At 68.6% G+C, this 18,362-nt stretch carries 18 protein-coding genes and 3 tRNA genes; 3 read left to right on the top strand and 18 right to left on the bottom strand.

Features of this window, described 5'->3' with window-relative positions; genetic code table 11:
* Window positions 1-69: 69 nt before the first annotated feature.
* The 9 genes from rpoB to PSQ21_RS21225 form a co-directional block, all read right to left on the bottom strand.
* Window positions 70-3,555: a DNA-directed RNA polymerase subunit beta gene (gene rpoB, locus PSQ21_RS21265; protein ID WP_274032198.1), complete on the bottom strand. Its 3,486-nt coding sequence runs from the start codon at window positions 3,553-3,555 to the stop codon at window positions 70-72.
* A 640-nt stretch (window positions 3,556-4,195) separates the two neighbouring features.
* On the bottom strand, window positions 4,196-4,579 hold the full coding sequence (gene rplL / locus PSQ21_RS21260; RefSeq protein WP_010058811.1) for a 50S ribosomal protein L7/L12: 384 nt from the start codon (window positions 4,577-4,579) through the stop codon (window positions 4,196-4,198).
* Window positions 4,580-4,663: 84 nt separating this feature from the next.
* Window positions 4,664-5,221 carry a 50S ribosomal protein L10 gene (rplJ, locus tag PSQ21_RS21255; RefSeq protein WP_103534810.1) on the bottom strand — a complete coding sequence of 186 codons (558 nt, stop codon included), beginning with the start codon at window positions 5,219-5,221 and terminating at the stop codon, window positions 4,664-4,666.
* A gap of 273 nt (window positions 5,222-5,494) precedes the next feature.
* The gene (locus PSQ21_RS21250) at window positions 5,495-6,421 is read right to left on the bottom strand and encodes a hypothetical protein (protein WP_274032197.1); all 927 of its coding nucleotides are present in this window, start codon (window positions 6,419-6,421) and stop codon (window positions 5,495-5,497) included.
* A 170-nt stretch (window positions 6,422-6,591) separates the two neighbouring features.
* Complete coding sequence (gene rplA, locus PSQ21_RS21245) at window positions 6,592-7,314, bottom strand: 50S ribosomal protein L1 (RefSeq protein ID WP_274032196.1); 723 nt, start codon at window positions 7,312-7,314, stop codon at window positions 6,592-6,594.
* 79 nt (window positions 7,315-7,393) lie between these two features.
* A complete protein-coding gene (gene rplK, locus PSQ21_RS21240) occupies window positions 7,394-7,828 on the bottom strand; it encodes a 50S ribosomal protein L11 (protein ID WP_010058817.1) in 435 nt (144 codons plus the stop codon).
* Window positions 7,829-8,004: 176 nt separating this feature from the next.
* Entirely contained in the window at window positions 8,005-8,895 is an 891-nt protein-coding gene (gene nusG / locus PSQ21_RS21235) for a transcription termination/antitermination protein NusG (RefSeq protein ID WP_274032195.1), read from the bottom strand.
* 73 nt (window positions 8,896-8,968) lie between these two features.
* Window positions 8,969-9,256 (bottom strand): preprotein translocase subunit SecE, encoded by a 288-nt coding sequence (gene secE / locus PSQ21_RS21230; protein WP_274032194.1) that lies wholly within the window; start codon window positions 9,254-9,256, stop codon window positions 8,969-8,971.
* A 106-nt stretch (window positions 9,257-9,362) separates the two neighbouring features.
* Window positions 9,363-9,435: transfer RNA gene (locus tag PSQ21_RS21225), tRNA-Trp, on the bottom strand.
* Between the two features lie 223 nt (window positions 9,436-9,658).
* On the opposite strand from PSQ21_RS21225, the gene PSQ21_RS21220 reads away from it, so the two are divergent.
* Window positions 9,659-10,885 (top strand): pyridoxal phosphate-dependent aminotransferase, encoded by a 1,227-nt coding sequence (locus PSQ21_RS21220; protein WP_274032193.1) that lies wholly within the window; start codon window positions 9,659-9,661, stop codon window positions 10,883-10,885.
* A 138-nt stretch (window positions 10,886-11,023) separates the two neighbouring features.
* Entirely contained in the window at window positions 11,024-12,037 is a 1,014-nt protein-coding gene (locus PSQ21_RS21215) for an adenosine deaminase (RefSeq protein ID WP_274032192.1), read from the top strand.
* On the opposite strand, the gene PSQ21_RS21210 is transcribed toward PSQ21_RS21215, so the two are convergent.
* Window positions 12,030-12,620 carry a TetR/AcrR family transcriptional regulator gene (locus PSQ21_RS21210; RefSeq protein WP_274032191.1) on the bottom strand — a complete coding sequence of 197 codons (591 nt, stop codon included), beginning with the start codon at window positions 12,618-12,620 and terminating at the stop codon, window positions 12,030-12,032. The two genes, PSQ21_RS21215 and PSQ21_RS21210, sit on opposite strands and share 8 nt — an antisense overlap.
* Before the next feature lie 97 nt (window positions 12,621-12,717).
* On the opposite strand from PSQ21_RS21210, the gene PSQ21_RS21205 reads away from it, so the two are divergent.
* Complete coding sequence (locus PSQ21_RS21205) at window positions 12,718-13,353, top strand: NAD(P)-dependent oxidoreductase (protein ID WP_274032190.1); 636 nt, start codon at window positions 12,718-12,720, stop codon at window positions 13,351-13,353.
* A 30-nt stretch (window positions 13,354-13,383) separates the two neighbouring features.
* On the opposite strand, the gene PSQ21_RS21200 is transcribed toward PSQ21_RS21205, so the two are convergent.
* The 8 genes from PSQ21_RS21200 to PSQ21_RS21165 form a co-directional block, all read right to left on the bottom strand.
* Entirely contained in the window at window positions 13,384-14,439 is a 1,056-nt protein-coding gene (locus tag PSQ21_RS21200; protein ID WP_274032189.1) for a UDP-N-acetylmuramate dehydrogenase, read from the bottom strand.
* 117 nt (window positions 14,440-14,556) lie between these two features.
* Complete coding sequence (locus PSQ21_RS21195; RefSeq protein WP_274032188.1) at window positions 14,557-16,086, bottom strand: DHA2 family efflux MFS transporter permease subunit; 1,530 nt, start codon at window positions 16,084-16,086, stop codon at window positions 14,557-14,559.
* 76 nt (window positions 16,087-16,162) lie between these two features.
* Window positions 16,163-16,711: a TetR/AcrR family transcriptional regulator gene (locus tag PSQ21_RS21190; protein ID WP_274035873.1), complete on the bottom strand. Its 549-nt coding sequence runs from the start codon at window positions 16,709-16,711 to the stop codon at window positions 16,163-16,165.
* Between the two features lie 128 nt (window positions 16,712-16,839).
* Window positions 16,840-17,268: a MaoC family dehydratase gene (locus PSQ21_RS21185; RefSeq protein WP_274032187.1), complete on the bottom strand. Its 429-nt coding sequence runs from the start codon at window positions 17,266-17,268 to the stop codon at window positions 16,840-16,842.
* Complete coding sequence (locus tag PSQ21_RS21180; protein ID WP_274032186.1) at window positions 17,268-17,720, bottom strand: MaoC family dehydratase N-terminal domain-containing protein; 453 nt, start codon at window positions 17,718-17,720, stop codon at window positions 17,268-17,270. Before PSQ21_RS21180 ends, PSQ21_RS21185 begins: the two co-directional genes overlap by 1 nt.
* Before the next feature lie 123 nt (window positions 17,721-17,843).
* Window positions 17,844-18,008, bottom strand: a complete 165-nt coding sequence (gene rpmG / locus PSQ21_RS21175; RefSeq protein WP_003956487.1) for a 50S ribosomal protein L33 — start codon at window positions 18,006-18,008, stop codon at window positions 17,844-17,846.
* A gap of 88 nt (window positions 18,009-18,096) precedes the next feature.
* Window positions 18,097-18,169 (bottom strand) — tRNA-Met (locus tag PSQ21_RS21170).
* 45 nt (window positions 18,170-18,214) lie between these two features.
* Window positions 18,215-18,287, bottom strand: a tRNA-Thr gene (locus PSQ21_RS21165).
* Between the last annotated feature and the right edge of the window lie 75 nt (window positions 18,288-18,362).

The following is an 18,362-nucleotide window of genomic DNA, read 5'->3' as shown; positions in this document are numbered from 1 at the left end:
TCAAAATCAATGGTCTGAACGGGTCCGGGGAGGGCCGGCCGCCTCGGGGTGAGGCGGCCGGCCGGCCCGTCAGACCTCTTCGACGCTGCTCGGCTCGCGCCGGGACAGGTCGATACCGAGTTCCTCCGCCGCGCGGAAGACGTCCTCGTCCGTGTCGCGCATCTCGATGGACATGCCGTCCGAGGACAGCACCTCCACGTTGAGGCAGAGCGACTGCATTTCCTTGATGAGCACCTTGAAGGACTCGGGAATGCCGGGCTCGGGGATGTTCTCGCCCTTGACGATGGCCTCGTAGACCTTCACGCGGCCGGTCACGTCGTCGGACTTGATCGTCAGGAGCTCCTGGAGGGCGTATGCGGCGCCGTAAGCCTCAAGGGCCCACACCTCCATCTCACCGAAGCGCTGACCACCGAACTGTGCCTTACCACCCAGCGGCTGCTGGGTGATCATGGAGTACGGACCGGTCGAACGCGCGTGCAGCTTGTCGTCGACCAGGTGGTGCAGCTTGAGGATGTACATGAACCCGACCGAGACCGGGTCCGGGAACGGCTCGCCGGAGCGGCCGTCGAAGAGCTGGGCCTTGCCGGAGGGCTGGACCAGCCGGTCGCCGTCGCGGTTGGGGATCGTGGCCTGGAAGAGGCCGGTGATCTCGTCCTCGCGCGCACCGTCGAAGACGGGCGTGGCGACGTTGGTGCCGGGGGCGACCTGGTCGGCGCCGATGGCCTGCAGGCGCTGGGCCCACTCGTCACCGAGGCCGGAGACGTCCCAGCCGCGGCTGGCGAGCCAGCCGAGGTGGATCTCCAGGACCTGTCCCGGGTTCATTCGGGACGGGACACCCAGCGGGTTGAGGATGATGTCGACCGGGGTGCCGTCCTCCAGGAACGGCATGTCCTCGATCGGCAGGATCTTGGAGATGACGCCCTTGTTGCCGTGACGGCCGGCGAGCTTGTCACCATCGGTGATCTTGCGCTTCTGCGCGACGTAGACGCGGACCAGCTGGTTCACGCCCGGCGGCAGCTCGTCGCCCTCTTCGCGGTCGAAGACGCGGACGCCGATGACCTTGCCGATCTCACCGTGCGGCACCTTCAGCGAGGTGTCGCGCACCTCGCGCGCCTTCTCACCGAAGATCGCGCGGAGCAGACGCTCCTCGGGGGTCAGCTCGGTCTCGCCCTTGGGCGTGACCTTGCCGACGAGGATGTCGCCGGCGACGACCTCGGCACCGATCCGGATGATGCCGCGCTCGTCGAGGTCGGCGAGGACCTCTTCGGAGACGTTCGGGATGTCCCGGGTGATCTCCTCCGGGCCGAGCTTGGTGTCACGGGCGTCGACCTCGTGCTCCTCGATGTGGATCGAGGAGAGGACGTCGTCCTGCACGAGGCGCTGCGACAGGATGATCGCGTCCTCGTAGTTGTGACCCTCCCACGGCATGAACGCCACGAGCAGGTTCTTGCCGAGGGCCATCTCACCGTTCTCGGTGGCCGGTCCGTCGGCGAGTACCTGGTCGGCCACGATCCGGTCGCCCTCGGCGACGACGACCTTCTGGTTGACCGAGGTGCCCTGGTTGGAGCGCATGAACTTGGCGATGCGGTACGTGGTGTACGTGCCGTCGTCGTTCGTGACGGTGATGTAGTCCGCGGAGACCTCCTGGACCACACCGTCCTTCTCCGCCTTGAGGACGTCACCGGCGTCGGTGGCGCAGCGGTACTCCATGCCGGTGCCGACGAGCGGGGCCTCCGACTTGATGAGCGGCACCGCCTGCCGCATCATGTTCGCGCCCATGAGGGCACGGTTGGCGTCGTCGTGCTCCAGGAAGGGGATCATCGCGGTGGCGACGGACACCATCTGGCGCGGCGAGACGTCCATGTAGTCGACGTCCGTGCCGGGCACGTAGTCGACCTCTCCGCCACGGCGGCGGACCAGGACGCGGGGCTCGGTGAAGCGCAGCTCCTCGGAGAGGGTCGCGTTCGCCTGGGCGATGACGAAGCGGTCCTCCTCGTCGGCCGTGATGTAGTCGACGTCGTCGGTGACCTGGCCGTCGACGACCTTGCGGTACGGCGTCTCGATGAAGCCGAACGCGTTGACGCGGCCGTACGAGGCGAGCGAACCGATCAGACCGATGTTCGGGCCTTCGGGGGTCTCGATCGGGCACATGCGTCCGTAGTGGGACGGGTGCACGTCGCGGACCTCGAAGCCGGCCCGCTCACGGGAGAGACCACCCGGGCCAAGAGCCGACAGGCGGCGCTTGTGGGTGAGACCCGACAGCGGGTTGTTCTGGTCCATGAACTGCGACAGCTGGCTGGTGCCGAAGAACTCCTTGATGGAGGCGACGACCGGCCGGATGTTGATCAGGGTCTGCGGCGTGATCGCCTCGACGTCCTGGGTGGTCATGCGCTCACGCACGACGCGCTCCATCCGCGCCAGGCCCGTACGGACCTGGTTCTGGATGAGCTCGCCGACGTTGCGCAGACGACGGTTGCCGAAGTGGTCGATGTCGTCGGTCTCGACGACGATCTCGCGACCCGACTCACCGGTCGTCTCGGTCTCACCGGCGTGCAGCTTGACCAGGTACTTGATGGTCGCGATGACGTCGTCGGTGGTGAGCACCCCGGCGTCCAGCGGCTCATCGGCGCCGAGCTTCTTGTTCACCTTGTAGCGGCCGACCTTCGCGAGGTCGTAGCGCTTCGGGTTGAAGTAGAGGTTCTCGAGCAGCGTCTGAGCGGCCTCGCGCGTCGGCGGCTCGCCCGGACGCAGCTTGCGGTAGATGTCGAGCAGTGCGTCGTCCTGGCCCTGGGTGTGGTCCTTCTCCAGGGTGGCGCGCATCGACTCGTACTCGCCGAACTCCTCCAGGATCTGCTCGGTGCTCCAGCCGAGCGCCTTGAGGAGGACGGTGACGGACTGCTTGCGCTTGCGGTCGATGCGGACACCGACCATGTCGCGCTTGTCGATCTCCATCTCCAGCCAGGCACCCCGGGACGGGATGATCTTGGCGGAGAAGATGTCCTTGTCGGACGTCTTGTCGATGGAGGAGTCGAAGTAGACACCCGGCGAGCGGACCAGCTGCGACACGACGACACGCTCGGTGCCGTTGATGACGAAGGTGCCCTTGTTGGTCATGAGCGGGAAGTCGCCCATGAAGACCGTCTGGGACTTGATCTCGCCGGTCTCGTTGTTGGTGAACTCGGCCGTGACGAAGAGCGGCGCGGCGAACGTGAAGTCGCGCTCCTTGCACTCGTCGATCGAGTTCTTCGGGGGCTCGAAGCGGTGGTCGCGGAACGTAAGCGACATCGACCCGGAGAAGTCCTCGATCGGTGAGATCTCCTCGAAGATCTCCTCCAGGCCGGACTTGGTGGGGACGTCTTGTCCACTGTCCAGAGCAGCCTCGACGCGAGCCTTCCAGGCGGCGTTGCCCAGGAGCCAGTCAAAGCTCTCGGTCTGCAGCGCGAGGAGGTTCGGAACCTCGAGGGGCTCCTTGATCTTTGCAAAGGAGATGCGCAGCGGGGCGGTGCTGGCACCGTTGTTCGTATTCGCGGTCGAGGCGTTGCGCGAGGCGGCCAAGAGGGGGTCCTTCCGAGGGCTCGGACTCACTACGCGCGTACCGGTCCCACCCTGGACACATAGACAGACCGTTCCGAATCGGTCGCAATACGACCAGGTCGGAGGGGGTCGGCCATCGGTGCTTCAGCGTGGGCATGCCTCTGGTGACGGGCAGGAGGCAGCTAACAGGCAGCGCAAAGGGTCAGTGTAGCCAAGCGGCACACTGATGTCCAGTCGGGGTTCTCAGAGACCCACGTTGCTCTCAACAGCTGTTCTCAACACCTATGTCTAGCCCTAGCCCTCGCGCGGGGTGCGCTCTTCTTTACTGCCCTCTTCACTCTCGATCCATGCCTCGGATACGGATCGAAGTGATGACGCGTCCTGAGAATTGCGCGCCGCGTCCGGTTCGTCAAGGCCCACCGGTCCCATCGGACCCTGAGGGGCCCTGGCCGGTCACCTCCGGGATGCCCGCAGGGCGCCCCCGAGGGGCCCGCGAGAGGCGCACGGCGAAGATCACCCTACTCGTCGTCGGCGGAAGAGCAAGGCACCCTCCACGGGCACGCCGAAGGGCGACCACCCGGATGGGTGATCGCCCTTCGGTGAGGAGATGTCATCGCCTTACGGCGAGGACGGCCTCGGGAGAGTCAGGAGACTCTCGAAGTCACTTGACCTCGACGGAAGCGCCGGCGGCCTTGAGGGACTCGGCAGCCTTCTCGGCGGCCTCCTTGGCGACCTTCTCGAGGACCGGCTTCGGGGTGCCGTCGACGAGGTCCTTGGCCTCCTTGAGACCCAGCGAGGTCAGCTCACGCACGACCTTGATGACCTGGATCTTCTTCTCGCCGGCACCGGTGAGGATGACGTCGAACTCGTCCTGCTCCTCAGCGGCCTCGGCGACGGCGCCCGGGCCGGCCGGACCGGCGACGGCGACGGCCGCGGCCGCGGTGACGTCGAACTTCTCCTCGAAGGCCTTCACGAACTCGGAGAGCTCGATGAGGGTCATCTCTTCGAACTGCGCGAGCAGGTCGTCCTGGGACAGCTTCGCCATGATAGGCGTCCTTCCACTATTCGGCAGGTGCCGGATGTATATGTCGGCGGGCGTACGTGGAGCCCGCTGGACCGCTGAGCGAAATTACTCGGCGGCCTCGGCGGGAGCCGGAGTACCGGCACCGCCCTGCTCTTCCTTCTTGGCGCGAAGAGCTTCCGCGGTGCGGACGAACTTGGAGGGCAGGGCCTGGAAGACCTGCGCCGCCTGCGTCTGCTTGCCCTTGAAAGCACCGGCCAGCTTGGAGAGCAGAACCTCGCGGGACTCGAGGTCCGCGAGCTTCTTGAACTCATCGGCGGACAGCGCCTTACCGTCAAGGACACCGCCCTTGATGATGAGGTTGGGGTTGTCCTTGGCGAAGTCACGAAGACCCTTCGCCGACTCCACCGGGTCACCGGTGACGAAGGCAACCGCCGTCGGACCCGAGAACAGGTCGTCCAGCGTGTCGATCCCGGCCTCGTTGGCCGCAATCTTGGTCAGCGTGTTCTTCACCACGGCGTACTGGGCGTTCTCACCGAGCGAACGGCGCAGCTCCTTGAGCTGTGCCACGGTGAGACCCCGGTACTCGGTCAGCACGGCGGCGTTCGAGCTGCGGAACTGGTCCGTCAGCTCGGCTACCGCGGCAGCCTTGTCGGGCCTTGCCATGAGCGTCGGCCTCCTTCCGGGTGATGAGGACCGCTCAGAAGGGGCCGGGAAAGACGAAACGCCCCAGCACAAGTGCCAGGGCGCGGCTCGACCGAACAGAGTCCGGGAGCGTTCCACAGTCACCTGCGCAGGTCGTCCGGTCTAGCGGAACCTTCGGTCACCGTCCCTCTGACGAGGCACAGCGACGACCAGCGGTCTTTGGCTTCTTGGTGAGAGTACGCGACCGGACGCGGGACGAGCAAATCCGTCCCCGTTCGTCCCGTGCGGGAGGTGTCAGGAGGCGCCGCCCGGGGTAGCGCCACCCTGCTTCAGCATCTCCTTGAAGTCCACGGTGTCCGAGGCCGACGGCTTCTCGGAGGGGACCTCGGTGCCGTAGTCGCTGTAGAAGAGCGTCGAGTTGAACGCGCCGGTCTTCATCTCGCCGCGCTCGGTCTTCTTCACCAGCAGGTCGTTCTTGTCGACCCAGATGTCGACGGTCTGGGTGGTCACCCCGGCCAGGGCGAGCTGCTCCTTGAACGCGGCCAGCTGCTTCGCGTCCAGGTTGCTGTTCTTCGCGGTCAGGTCGGCCACGTCGACCGTGCCGGAGTAGTGCGTCGCGGGAACCCCGCGGACGTCCTCCTGGCCGACCTTCTTCACGTCACCGGAGGCCAGGAGTGCCTTCACGCCCTGCTCGGGCGTGCTGTTCTGGATCTGGTCCTTCATGACGTCGCCGGAGGCGCCGCCCAGCTCGGCGAGGTCCTTGTAGGAATAGCGGATCCAGTGCTTCCCGCCGGTGTTGGCCGCCATGGCCTCGCCCATGTTGGCGTAGTACTCGTCCTTGAAGTAGCGCGCCTTGACCGTTCCGTCGCCGCCGGCCTGCTTCAGGGCGTCGCCCATGGTGCCGCCGGTGTACGTGATGGCCAGCTCGCCCGAGAGTCCGTCGGCCCAGCCGATGGCCCCGGACTGCTTCATGGACATGACGCTGCCTATCTCCGTGGTGCCCTCGACCTTCGCCGACTGGGCGCCTCCGGTCTTCTGCCGCACCTGCTTCAGCGCGGCCACGGGGCTCACCTTGGAGACGGCGCCCGCCTTGTCCTTGGCGGCGCCGTCGGCGCCCTTGGAGCCGTCGGAGCCGTCGGAGCCACTGCAGGCCGCTATCGACGTCAGTGCCGCCGCGGCGGCCAGAGCCGTGCCCATGCGTCGTGCCGTGCTCGTCCTCATTACCCGGTCCACCCCTCGTATCGTCTGTCGTCCCCCGCACCACAGTGGCACAGGGCACTGACAGACATGGGTCCTTACGGATACGAGGACGGGCCCCGCACCTCGAAAGGTTGCGGGGCCCGTCCACACAGTGCACGCGTACGACGCGGCTACCGGGTGAGCACGGAAGCTCAGACGGCGGCCGGGTCCTCCTCGACGAGGAGGTTGCGGGTGCGGTTGGCGTCCAGCGGGATGCCGGGGCCCATCGTGGTGGCCAGCGTGGCCTTCTTGATGTAACGGCCCTTGGCGGCAGACGGCTTCAGACGGAGGATCTCGTCCAGCGCCGCTGCGTAGTTCTCCACCAGCTTGGTCTCGTCGAACGAGGTCTTGCCGATGATGAAGTGCAGGTTCGAGTGCTTGTCGACGCGGAACTCGATCTTGCCGCCCTTGATGTCGTTGACAGCCTTCACGACATCGGGGGTGACGGTGCCGGTCTTCGGGTTCGGCATCAGACCACGCGGACCGAGCACGCGGCCGAGACGGCCGACCTTGCCCATGAGGTCCGGGGTCGCGACGACGGCGTCGAAGTCCAGACGGCCCTTCGCCACCTCGTCGATGAGCTCGTCGGCGCCGACGATGTCGGCTCCGGCGGCTTCCGCGGCCGCAGCACGGTCACCGGTCGCGAAGACCAGGACCCGGGCGGTCTTGCCGGTGCCGTGCGGGAGGTTCACGGTGCCGCGGACCATCTGGTCGGCCTTGCGCGGGTCGACACCCAGGGCAAAGGCGACCTCGACGGTGCCGTCGAACTTCGTGGTGGACGTTTCCTTGGCGAGACGGACGGCCTCGAGCGGGGCGTAGGTGCGCTCCCGGTCGATCTTGGCGTCCGCAGCGCGGAGGTTCTTGCTGCGCTTCACTTCTACTCCTGTGTTTTCAGAGTGTGGAGTCGTGGTGCGGACCAGCGCTTGGTCCTACCACTGGGGCTACGGGGCTGAATCAGCCTTCAACCGTGATGCCCATGGAACGGGCGGTGCCGGCAATGATCTTCGACGCGGCGTCGAGGTCATTGGCGTTCAGGTCGGGGAGCTTCGTCGTGGCGATCTCGCGGACCTGGGCGGCCGTCAGCTTGGCAACCTTGGTCTTGTGCGGCTCGCCGGAGCCCTTGTCCACACCCGCGGCCTTGAGGATCAGCTTGGCGGCCGGCGGAGTCTTCGTGATGAAGGTGAAGGAGCGGTCCTCGTAGACCGTGATCTCCACCGGCACGACCATGCCACGCTGCGACTCGGTCGCGGCGTTGTAGGCCTTGCAGAACTCCATGATGTTGACGCCGTGCTGACCGAGCGCGGGGCCGACCGGCGGGGCCGGGTTCGCCGCACCGGCGTTGATCTGGAGCTTGATAAGCCCCGTGACCTTCTTCTTCTTGGGAGGCATTGCTCTCTCCGGGTCCTATGAGAGTGTTTCGCCGCCGATTCCGGTCATCCGGATGGAGGCATACCGCACAACGATAACGGGTATAGCTGTGCGACCAAAAACCCAGCAGGTCAGATGGGCTGTAGAGCCCCTCTGACCTGCTGGGTAGGCATGGGTCCAGAAACCGGCGGTAAGCGCTAGTTCTTCTGGATCTGGTCGAAGCTGAGCTCGACCGGGGTCTCGCGGCCGAAGATCTCGACGAGGCCCTTGACCTTCTTCGAGTCGGCGTTGATCTCGTTGATCGTGGCCTGCAGCGTGGCGAACGGGCCGTCCGTGACGGTGACCGAGTCGCCGACCTCGAAGTCCAGCACCTGGACCTCGACCTTGCGGGACGGAGCCGGCTTGCCCTCGGCCTCGGCGGCCTCGCGGGCGGCCTTCTCCTCGGCCTCCGGGGCGAGCATCTTGACGATCTCGTCCAGGGTCAGCGGGTACGGGTCGTAGGCGTTGCCCACGAAGCCGGTGACGCCCGGCGTGTTCCGCACGACGCCCCAGGACTCGTTCGTCAGGTCCATGCGCACCAGCACATAGCCGGGAAGCTTGTTCTGCCGGACGTTCTTGCGCTCGCCGTTCTTGATCTGGACGATTTCCTCTTCAGGCACCTCGGCCTGATAGATGAACTCCTCCACGTTCAGCGAGACGGCTCGCTGCTCCAGGTTGGCCTTCACACGCTTCTCGTAACCGGCGTACGTGTGGATGACGTACCACTCGCCGGGAAGCGTGCGGAGCTCGTCGCGCAGGGCGGCGACGGGGTCGACGGGGGCGGCCGGCTCGGCCTCTTCCTCGTCGGCGCTCTCGTCGTCGGCCTCGGCGGCTTCGCCCTCGGCGGCCGCGTCCTCGTCGGGCGTCTCCGCCTCGACGTCCACGGCGGCCTGCTCGGCGGGCTCGCCCGCGGCGAGGTCTGCGGCCTCGGCCTGGTCCGGGTCCGGGTCCACGGAGTCAGCAGCCTCAACGATGTCGAGCTCGTCCTTGGCGGACTCGAAGGCGCCAGCCTCGGGCTCGACGGCGTCGTTCAGGTTCGGGTCAGACACGATGGCTGCTTCTTCCTGGATACAAAGGGTGGAACGTGCGAAAGGGACGCCGGGTCCGACGCCTTCCGCGTGATCAGCCGAAGACGTACTTGACGATCCGGGCGAAGCCCATGTCGAGAACGGTAACAAGACCGATCATGACGACGACGAACACGATCACCACGGAGGTGTACGTCGTCAGCTGGCTACGGGTCGGCCAGACAACCTTACGGAGTTCGGCGACGATCTGGCGGTAGAACAGCGCGAGCCGACCCAGAGGGCCCTTCTTGCCGCGCTTGCCGCCCTTCCGAGTCTTCTTCTTCGACTCGGGAGCTTCATCCTCAGCATCAGGCATGTCGATGGAGCCCACGGCGTCCGTCACGCTACTCACCTGATTCCGGGTCGTGGCCGTGCCGCGCCCGGTGGAGCCGCACGGCTGTGCAATGAAGTACGTACATGCGCACACATCCTGGCGAAGGAGTGTGTAGCAGGGCCGGAGGGACTTGAACCCCCAACCGCTGGTTTTGGAGACCAGTGCTCTACCAATTGAGCTACGACCCTTTGTGGTTTCCACCAACCTACCGCATCTTTCCCGGTGACCGGGTGCAGGAACAGTGCGGCTGGTGAAGGCCAACGACAGGTGAGTGTACGTGTTCATGGCCGCCGCGTCGAACAGACGGCTCCCGACCGCTCCTGTCCGCGTGCGGTCCGGGACCTGTCCGGGTCCTGTCCGGTCCCTGAAACCCCTGTGCCGACGGCTTTCGCGGTCTGGGAGCATGGGGCCATGAGCGCTGCAACTTCACCGTCCGAGCGCCGGGTTTCCGCCCGCATCGGTGCGATCTCCGAGTCCGCGACCCTCGCCGTCGACGCCAAGGCCAAGGCCCTCAAGGCCGCCGGGCGTCCGGTGATCGGCTTCGGGGCCGGCGAGCCCGACTTCCCGACGCCCGACTACATCGTCGACGCCGCGGTCGAGGCCTGCCGCAACCCGAAGTACCACCGCTACACCCCCGCAGGCGGGCTCCCCGAGCTCAAGGCCGCCATCGCAGAGAAGACGCTGCGTGACTCCGGCTACGAGGTCGACGCCAGCCAGATCCTGGTGACCAACGGCGGCAAGCAGGCCATCTACGAGGCCTTCGCCGCGATCCTCGACCCGGGCGACGAGGTCATCGTCCCCGCCCCGTACTGGACCACCTACCCCGAGTCGATCCGGCTCGCCGGCGGTGTCCCGGTCGAGGTCGTGGCCGACGAGACCACCGGCTACCGGGTCTCCGTCGAGCAGCTGGAGGCCGCGCGCACCGAGAAGACCAAGGTCGTCCTGTTCGTCTCGCCGTCGAACCCGACCGGCGCCGTCTACAGCGAGGCCGACGCCGAGGCCATCGGCCGCTGGGCCGTCGAGCACGGCCTGTGGGTCATGACCGACGAGATCTACGAGCACCTCGTCTACGGTGACGCCACCTTCACCTCGCTCCCGGCGATCGTCCCCGAGCTGCGCGACAAGTGCGTCGTGGTCAACGGCGTCGCCAAGACGTACGCGATGACCGGCTGGCGGGTGGGGTGGATCATCGGCCCGCGGGACGTGGTGAAGGCCGCGACCAACCTCCAGTCGCACGCCACCTCCAACGTCTCCAACGTCGCCCAGATCGCCGCGCTCGCGGCCGTCTCCGGCCCGCTGGACGCCGTCGCCGAGATGCGCACCGCCTTCGACCGCCGCCGCGGGATCATCGTGCGGATGCTCAACGAGATCGACGGTGTGTTCTGCCCCGAGCCCGAGGGCGCCTTCTACGCCTACCCGGCGGTGAAGGACCTCCTCGGCAAGGAGATCCGCGGCAAGCGTCCGGCCACCACCGTCGAGCTGGCCGCGCTCATCCTGGACGAGGCCGAGGTCGCCGTCGTCCCCGGCGAGGCCTTCGGCACCCCGGGCTACCTGCGCCTTTCCTACGCCCTGGGCGACGAGGACCTGATCGAGGGCGTCTCGCGGATCCAGAAGCTGCTGGGCGAGGCCAAGGCCTGACCGGTCGCTCCACCGCTCGAACAGAAGCGCCCCCGGCCGTTGGAGGACTCCACCGGCCGGGGGCGCTTTTGTTCGAGCGGCACCCCTGATAGGGAAAGCGGCTACCGCTCCGGCCCGCCCGTGCGGCAGGATCTTCCGATGGAGCGTGATGTACGTCTGTTGCCCAAGGCCCACCTGCACCTGCACTTCACCGGGTCGATGCGGCCAACCACCCTGCTCGAACTCGCCGACAAGTACGGGGTCCACCTCCCCGACGCGCTGACCGGGGGCGAGCCGCCCAGACTGCGGGCGACCGACGAGCGCGGCTGGTTCCGTTTCCAGCGGCTCTACGACATCGCCCGGTCGTGTCTGCGGTCCCCGGAGGACATTCACCGCCTGGTGCGCGAGAGCGCCCAGGAGGACGTCGCGGACGGCTCCGGCTGGCTGGAGATCCAGGTCGACCCCACCTCGTACGCCCCCCTGCTCGGCGGGCTGATCCCGGCCATCGAGATCATCCTCGACGCCGTGGACAGCGCCGCCCGGGACACCGGTCTCGGGATGCGCGTGGTGATCGCCGCCAACCGGATGAAGCACCCGCTGGACGCGCGCACGCTGGCGCGGCTCGCCGTGCGGTACGCGGACCGGGGCGTCGTCGGCTTCGGGCTCTCCAACGACGAGCGGCGCGGTATGGCCCGCGACTTCGACCGGGCTTTCGCCATCGCGCGGGAGGGCGGCCTGCTGGCGGCCCCGCACGGCGGGGAGCTCGCGGGCCCCTCCAGCGTCCGCGACTGCCTGGACGACCTGGACGCCTCGCGGATCGGCCACGGCGTCCGGGCCGCCGAGGACCCCCGGCTGCTGCGCAAGCTCGCCGAGCGCGGGGTCACCTGCGAGGTCTGCCCGTCGTCCAATGTGGCGCTCGGTGTCTACGAGAAGCCCGCCGACGTCCCCCTGCGCACGCTGTTCGACGCGGGCGTGCCGATGGCGCTGGGGGCGGACGACCCGCTGCTGTTCGGTTCACGGCTGGCCGCCCAGTACGAGCTGGTGCGCCGCCACCACGGCTTCACCGACGAGGAGCTGGCCGAGTTGGCCCGCCAGTCGGTCCGTGGGTCTGCGGCGCCCGTGGACGTACGGGAGAAGCTGCTCTCCGGGATCGACGGCTGGCTGGCTAGCTGATCCCGCCCAGCAGTGTGCGGGCCAGGGAGGCGGCGAATTCGTCCAGGGGCTGCGGGGGCGTGCCACCGGGGAGCGCGGCGTAGGCGAAGGCCCGTTGGGCGCAGGCGCCCAACAGCAGGGAGGCGGCCGCGTAGGTGTCCGCGTCGGCACGGACCCGGCCCGTGCCCTGTTCGGCGCGCAGATAGGCGTCGAGTTGCCGGATCGGCAGATGGGGCCCGGCTTCCAGCGCCTCCATGCCCTGCTCGTGGCGGCGCTTGAGCTGGGGTTCGGCGTACAGGGAGGCGGCCATGGGGAAGGTCTGCTCGTAGAACAGGGCGGCCACGCGGGCGATGTCGGTGAGGTTGCCCTCGACGCTGCCCTCGCCCGCGCGCAGGTCCCCGAGGAGGTTCCCGAGCCGGGGCAGCCGCTCCGCGAGAACGGTGACGAACAGCTCCTCCTTGCCGGAGAAGTGCTTGTAGAGCGCGGCCTCCGAGCAGCCGGCCGCCTTGGCGATCTCCTTGGTGGTGGTCCTGGCGAGCCCGATGGAGAGCATCAGCTCGTGTGCCGCGTCGAGGATCCGGACGCGGGCGGGCTTCTGGTCCATGCGTGCTCCAACGGGCCGTGACCCGGAGATCTTGACGCCCGGGCGGGGGCCACCCACCCTAGTGGTTAGTGAATACTCACCCACCGAGGGGCGCACCATGAGAATCAGCGTGTTCGGAGCGACCGGCGGCGTCGGTCGGGAGATCGTCGGGCAGGCCCTCGCGGCGGGCCATGAGGTGACGGTCGTGGTCCGCGATCCGGAGCGGCTTCCGGAGCCGCTGGTTCGCGCGGCGCCGCACGCCGTCGTCCGGCTGGACGATCCGGCGGCGGTCCGGGCGGCGGTGGCGGGGCGGGACGCGGTCCTCTCGGGGCTGGGCTCGCGCGGCCGGAAGGCGAACGGCGTCGCCGAGCGGCTGACCGGGCAGATCCTGACGGCGATGGAGGCCGAGGGCGTCCGGCGGCTGCTGGTGGTGAGCGCGGTGCCCGTGGGGCCGGCGCCGGAGGGCGATCCCCTGGTCGACCGGCTGATGCGCAGGGCGATCGGGGCGGTCCTGGCGGAGCTGTACGCCGATCTCGCCCGGATGGAGGCGGCGCTGGCCCGCAGTGCGACGGACTGGACCGCGGTGCGGCCGCCGAAGCTGACGGACGGGCCGCGTACGGGGGTCTACCGGCAGGTCGTGGGCGGCACGCCGCGCAGCAGCCGGTCCATCTCCCGGGCCGATGTGGCACACGCGATGCTCGCGTCGATCGACGATCCGGCGACTGTGGGGCAGGGCGTGGGCATCGCGTACTGAGCCCCTGCCGACGCCGGGAGGCCGTACGGCTCAGAGGCCGACGCCCACCGTCACGGGCTCGTTGACCAGCGTGACGCCGAAGGCCGCGTGCACCCCGGCGACGACCTCGCGGGCCAGGGCGAGCAGGTCCTCGGTGGTGGCCGTGCCCCGGTTGGTGAGGGCGAGGGTGTGCTTGGTGGAGATCCGGGCGGGGCCGCTGCCGTAGCCCTTGGTGAATCCGGCCCGGTCGATCAGCCAGGCCGCCGAGGTCTTGGTGCGTCCGTCCCCGGCGGGGAAGGCCGGAGGCGTCACGTCCGGACCGAGGCGCTCGCCGACCCGGGTGAGGAAGTCCTGGAACGCGGCCGGGCCGAGGATCGGGTTGGTGAAGAAGGACCCCGCCGACCAGGTGTCGTGGTCCTCCGGATCCAGCACCATGCCCTTGCCGGCGCGCAGCCGCAGTACGGTCTCGCGGGCGGCCGTCAGCGGGACGCGGTCGCCCTGCTCGACGCCCATGGCCCTGGCCGTTTCGGGGTACTTGAGGGGCGCGGAGAGTCCGGCCGCCTCTTCCAGCGCGAATCGGACGCGCAGCACCACGAAGCGGTCGGGTTCGGCCTTGAAGCGACTGTGGCGGTACGAGAACGCGCACTCCGCGTTCGGAATCGTCACTGTCTCCTCGGTGCGCCGGTCGTAGGCGACGACCTCCGTGATGGTGGTGGACACCTCCTGTCCGTACGCGCCGACGTTCTGAATGGGGGTCGCGCCCGCGGATCCGGGGATGCCGGCCAGGCACTCGATGCCCGCGAGGCCCGCCTCGACGGTCCGGGCGACGGCGTCGGTCCACACCTCGCCGGCCGCCAGCTCCAGGGAGGTCCCCGAGAGCGCGAAGCCCTTCGTGGCGATCCGCAGGGCGGTGCCGTCGAAGCCCTTGTCCCCGATGACCAGGTTGGAACCGCCGCCGATCACCAGCAGCGGGGTGCCGCTCGTGTCGGCCTCGCGCACGGCGCCGATCACCTCGGCGTCGGTCGTGGCGGTCAGCAGCCGGGCGGCGGGGCCGCCGAGCCGGAAGGTGGTCAGGGGGGCGAGGGGGGCGTCGTGGAGTTCCTGCACGGGGACAAGAGTACGGTCCGCGCCCCGCCGCTCGTGCGGGGCGCGGACCGTGCACCGGGGCCGGGGCGCGTCCGGCGGGCCGGTCAGGGATCCGCAGGACACGCCGCGCAGGCGGGCTCAGACGGTCAGCGGCTCCGGCCCCGGCTTCGGCTTTGGCCTCGGCTCCGGCTTTGGCCCCGGCTCCGGCTCCGGCTCCGGCTCCGGCTCCGGCTCCACGGCATCCCGGCCCGCCTTTTCCGCGGCGGGGCGGCCCGGGTGGCCGACGCCGCGGCGGCCCGGGATCAGGAGCGCGACGAGGGCGCCCAGCGCCACCGACCCGGCCCCGATCCAGACGGCGGGCGCCGTCCCGTCGGCGAACAGCCTCGGTGAGCCGTAGCCGCCCTGGGCGGCGAACACGGCGGCGAGCACCGCGACCCCGAGGGCCCCGCCGACCTCCCGCAACGCGTTGTTGGCTCCGGAGGCGATGCCCTGCTCCCCTGGCCGGACGCTGGAGAGCACGAGACTGGCGGCGGGCGCGAAGTACATGGCCATGCCGACTCCGCCGATGACCAGGGCGGGGAGCTGGGCGGTGTAGCTCACCCCGGGCTCGATGACCAGGGCGAACAGGCCGAGCCCGACGGCCTGGAGCGCGAGCCCGGTGACCACCACCGGGCGGCCCCCGAAGCGGTCGGAGAGGTAGCCGGCGAAGGGCGCCACGAGGATCGGCATCCCCGTCCAGGGCAGCATCCGCAATCCGGCCTCGGTGGGCGAGTGCCCGAGGCCGTTCTGCAGGAACTGGCTGAGCAGGAAGATCGATCCGAACATCCCGAGGAACATCAGCAGGCTCGCGGCGTTGATCCCGAGGAAGGCCCGGCCGCGGAACAGCCGCATCGGCAGCATCGGGTTCTCCGCCCGGAGGCCGTGGCGGACGAACAGGGCGAGCAGCACCGTGCCCACGGTCAGCCCGGTCAGGACGACCGGATCGGTCCACCCATGGCTCGCGGTGTTGACCAGGGCGTAGACGATGCCGAAGAGGCCCGCGCTGACCAGGACCGTGCCACGGATGTCCAGGGGCGCCTTCGGCGCGTAGGACTCGGTGAGCCGCAGCCGGGCCAGCGGCAGCAGCACCAGGCCTGTCGGCACGTTCAGCCAGAAGATCCACTGCCAGGAGATGTGCTCGGTGAGCGCCCCGCCGACCAACGGGCCGCTGGCGACCGCGACCCCGGTCACCGCTCCGAAGACACCCAGTGCCGCTCCCCGCCGCTCGGCCGGGACGGCGGCGCCGATCAGCGTGAGCGTCAGCGGCATCATGATCGCCGCCCCCACGCCCTGGACCGCCCGGAAGGCGATGAGCTCCCCGATGCCCGGGGAGAGCGCGGCGGCGGAGGAGGCGGCCGTGAAGACGGCGAGTCCGGTCATGAACAGCCGCCGTCTGCCGAACCGGTCCCCGAGCGCGGCCCCGAGCATCAGCAGCACCGCGAAGGTCAGGGTGTAGGCGTTCACCGTCCATTCCAGGTCCTCCAGGCCGCCGCCGAGGCTCTCGCGGATGGAGGGGAGGGCCGTAGTGACGACGAGGTTGTCGAGGGCCGCCATGAATCCGGCGACGCTCGTGATGACCAGGACCCAGACCGCTCCCCCGCGGCCGGTCCTGCCGTGCTGTGCGTCCACTTCTCCCCCTACTGATTAGTTATTGATGACTAACTTCTGCGGACATAAAACCGGGCCGGGCCCGGGGCGCGCTTGTTCACTCGACGGGCAGCGCCGAGTCGTAGAACCCCGACCAGGCGCGATGATCGGCCGGGAAGCCCAGCGAGGCGAGGGTGTTGACGAGCATGCCGAACGCCAGGAACGTCGTCGTCTCACTCTCGTCGGCCCCGAGCGCGAGGTGGATGTCGTCCCTCATCCGCGCCCAGGCCGCCCGCAGGGTCTCACCGAACTCGTGGTTCCCGGCGGCCTCCGCCGCGGCGACGGCCGCGTAGATCTGCATCTGCATCATCAGCTTCTCGCCGTCGTGGACGATCAGCCGCTGGTACGCACTGGCCATGGCGTGCAGGGCCTCCTCCCCCTCCAGCCCCTCGGCGGCCGTCAGGAAGACCCCGCGGGTGTCCTCCAGGCAGCGCTCGGCGGCGGCGATGAAGATGGCCTGCTTGTTGGGGAAGAGCCGGAAGAGATACGGCTGCGAGACGCCGACCCGCCGGGCGATCACCTCGGTGGACGTCCCGTGGTAGCCGCCGCGGGCGAACTCGGTGATCGCCGCCCGGACGACGCTCTCGCGCCGCTCCTCCGCACTCATCCTTGCCATGCACGTAAGTTATTACTCAATAACTATCGTGGCAAGGGCCCGGCGGGGAGGAGCGCAAGTGAGGGGCGCCCCTCCGCAGGAGGAACGCCCCTCACCTCTCGCTGCCCCGCCGGTACGTCTCAGGCGAGCCGGACCACGGCCCGGGACATCCCCAGCACCTTCTTGCCGTCACACAGGGCGACCAGGTCAACCCGGACGAGGTTGTCGTCCAGCTTCGCCGCGACCTTGCCGCTGACCTCGATCAGCGCGCCCTCGTCGTCGTTGGGCACGACGACCGGCTTCGTGAAGCGCACCCCGTAGTCGACGACCGCGCCCGGGTCGCCGGCCCAGTCCGTGACCACCCGGATCGCCTCGGCCATCGTGAACATGCCGTGCGCGATCACGTCCGGCAGCCCGACCTCGCGCGCGAACTTCTCGTTCCAGTGGATGGGGTTGAAGTCGCCCGACGCACCGGCGTACTGCACGAGCGTGGCCCGCGTCACCGGGAACGACTGTGCGGGCAGCTCCGTGCCGACCTCGACCGACCCGTAAGAGACCTTCGCCGTCATCACGCCTCCTCGGCGGCGCGCGCCACCAGCTTCGTGAGCGCCGTGACCACCAGTTCGCCGGCCTCGTCGCGCACATCCCCGCGGATGTCCACAATGTCGTTGCCCGCGAGGGACTTGATGGCCTCGATCGTGGACGTGACCGTCAGCCGGTCCCCCGCCCGCACCGGACGCACGTAACTGAACTTCTGGTCGCCGTGGACGACCCGGCTGTAGTCCAGGCCCAGCCGCGGGTCCCGCACCACCTCTCCGGCGGCCCGGTAGGTGATCGAGAAGACGAACGTGGGCGGCGCGATCACATCGGCGTGACCGAGGGCACGGGCGGCCTCCGCGTCGACGTACGCCGGATGGGTGTCACCCACCGCCTCGGCGAACTCGCGGATCTTCTCCCGGCCGACCTCGTACGCCGGAGTGGGCGGATAGGTCCGCCCCACGAAGGACTGGTCGAGCGCCATGGGCTCGCTACCTCCTGAGAAACCTGGTGAAAGACGAATAAGGGCACGCCCCTGTGCGGGAACGGCCCCCTACAACGACACGAGGCCGCCCCCAGAGGGGACGGCCTCGTGTACGAGCCTGATTCAGCGCGTTTCGCGGTGCGCGGTGTGCGAGTTGCAGCGCGGGCAGTGCTTCTTCATCTCAAGACGGTCCGGGTTGTTACGCCGGTTCTTCTTGGTGATGTAGTTCCGCTCCTTGCACTCCACGCAGGCCAGCGTGATCTTCGGGCGGACGTCGGTGGCAGCCACGTGAGTGCTCCTTGGACGGACGATGGACGGATGAACGCATAAAAGGGTAGCCGATCGAAGGACCGACCCAGCAATCGGCTACCGTTAGTAGCGGTGACCGGACTTGAACCGGTGACACAGCGATTATGAGCCGCTTGCTCTACCGACTGAGCTACACCGCTTTGATGATGAGTCACCCCGCCGAAGCGGGGTTTCCCGGTCACCAGAGCCCCAATGCGGAATCGAACCGCAGACCTTCTCCTTACCATGGAGACGCTCTACCGACTGAGCTATTGGGGCGAGCGATGAAGACATTACACGGTCCCCCGCCGGTTGCCCAAATCCGTTTGTGCCGCCCTCCCCGACCCTCCGTCC

Source organism: Streptomyces sp. MMBL 11-1 (assembly GCF_028622875.1).
Taxonomy (GTDB): domain Bacteria; phylum Actinomycetota; class Actinomycetes; order Streptomycetales; family Streptomycetaceae; genus Streptomyces.
This window is presented reverse-complemented; position numbering and strand designations above follow the sequence as displayed.

What these genes read in the sequence shown, in the direction of transcription:
- rplL (WP_010058811.1), bottom strand. Translation starts at nt 4,579, where the DNA reads ATGGCGAAGCTGTCCCAGGACGACCTGCTCGCGCAGTTCGAAGAGATG.
- rplJ (WP_103534810.1), bottom strand. Translation starts at nt 5,221, where the DNA reads ATGGCAAGGCCCGACAAGGCTGCCGCGGTAGCCGAGCTGACGGACCAG.
- PSQ21_RS21250 (WP_274032197.1), bottom strand. Translation starts at nt 6,421, where the DNA reads ATGAGGACGAGCACGGCACGACGCATGGGCACGGCTCTGGCCGCCGCG.
- rplK (WP_010058817.1), bottom strand. Translation starts at nt 7,828, where the DNA reads ATGCCTCCCAAGAAGAAGAAGGTCACGGGGCTTATCAAGCTCCAGATC.
- PSQ21_RS21220 (WP_274032193.1), top strand. Translation starts at nt 9,659, where the DNA reads ATGAGCGCTGCAACTTCACCGTCCGAGCGCCGGGTTTCCGCCCGCATC.
- PSQ21_RS21215 (WP_274032192.1), top strand. Translation starts at nt 11,024, where the DNA reads ATGGAGCGTGATGTACGTCTGTTGCCCAAGGCCCACCTGCACCTGCAC.
- PSQ21_RS21210 (WP_274032191.1), bottom strand. Translation starts at nt 12,620, where the DNA reads ATGGACCAGAAGCCCGCCCGCGTCCGGATCCTCGACGCGGCACACGAG.
- PSQ21_RS21205 (WP_274032190.1), top strand. Translation starts at nt 12,718, where the DNA reads ATGAGAATCAGCGTGTTCGGAGCGACCGGCGGCGTCGGTCGGGAGATC.
- PSQ21_RS21190 (WP_274035873.1), bottom strand. Translation starts at nt 16,711, where the DNA reads ATGAGTGCGGAGGAGCGGCGCGAGAGCGTCGTCCGGGCGGCGATCACC.
- PSQ21_RS21185 (WP_274032187.1), bottom strand. Translation starts at nt 17,268, where the DNA reads ATGACGGCGAAGGTCTCTTACGGGTCGGTCGAGGTCGGCACGGAGCTG.
- PSQ21_RS21180 (WP_274032186.1), bottom strand. Translation starts at nt 17,720, where the DNA reads ATGGCGCTCGACCAGTCCTTCGTGGGGCGGACCTATCCGCCCACTCCG.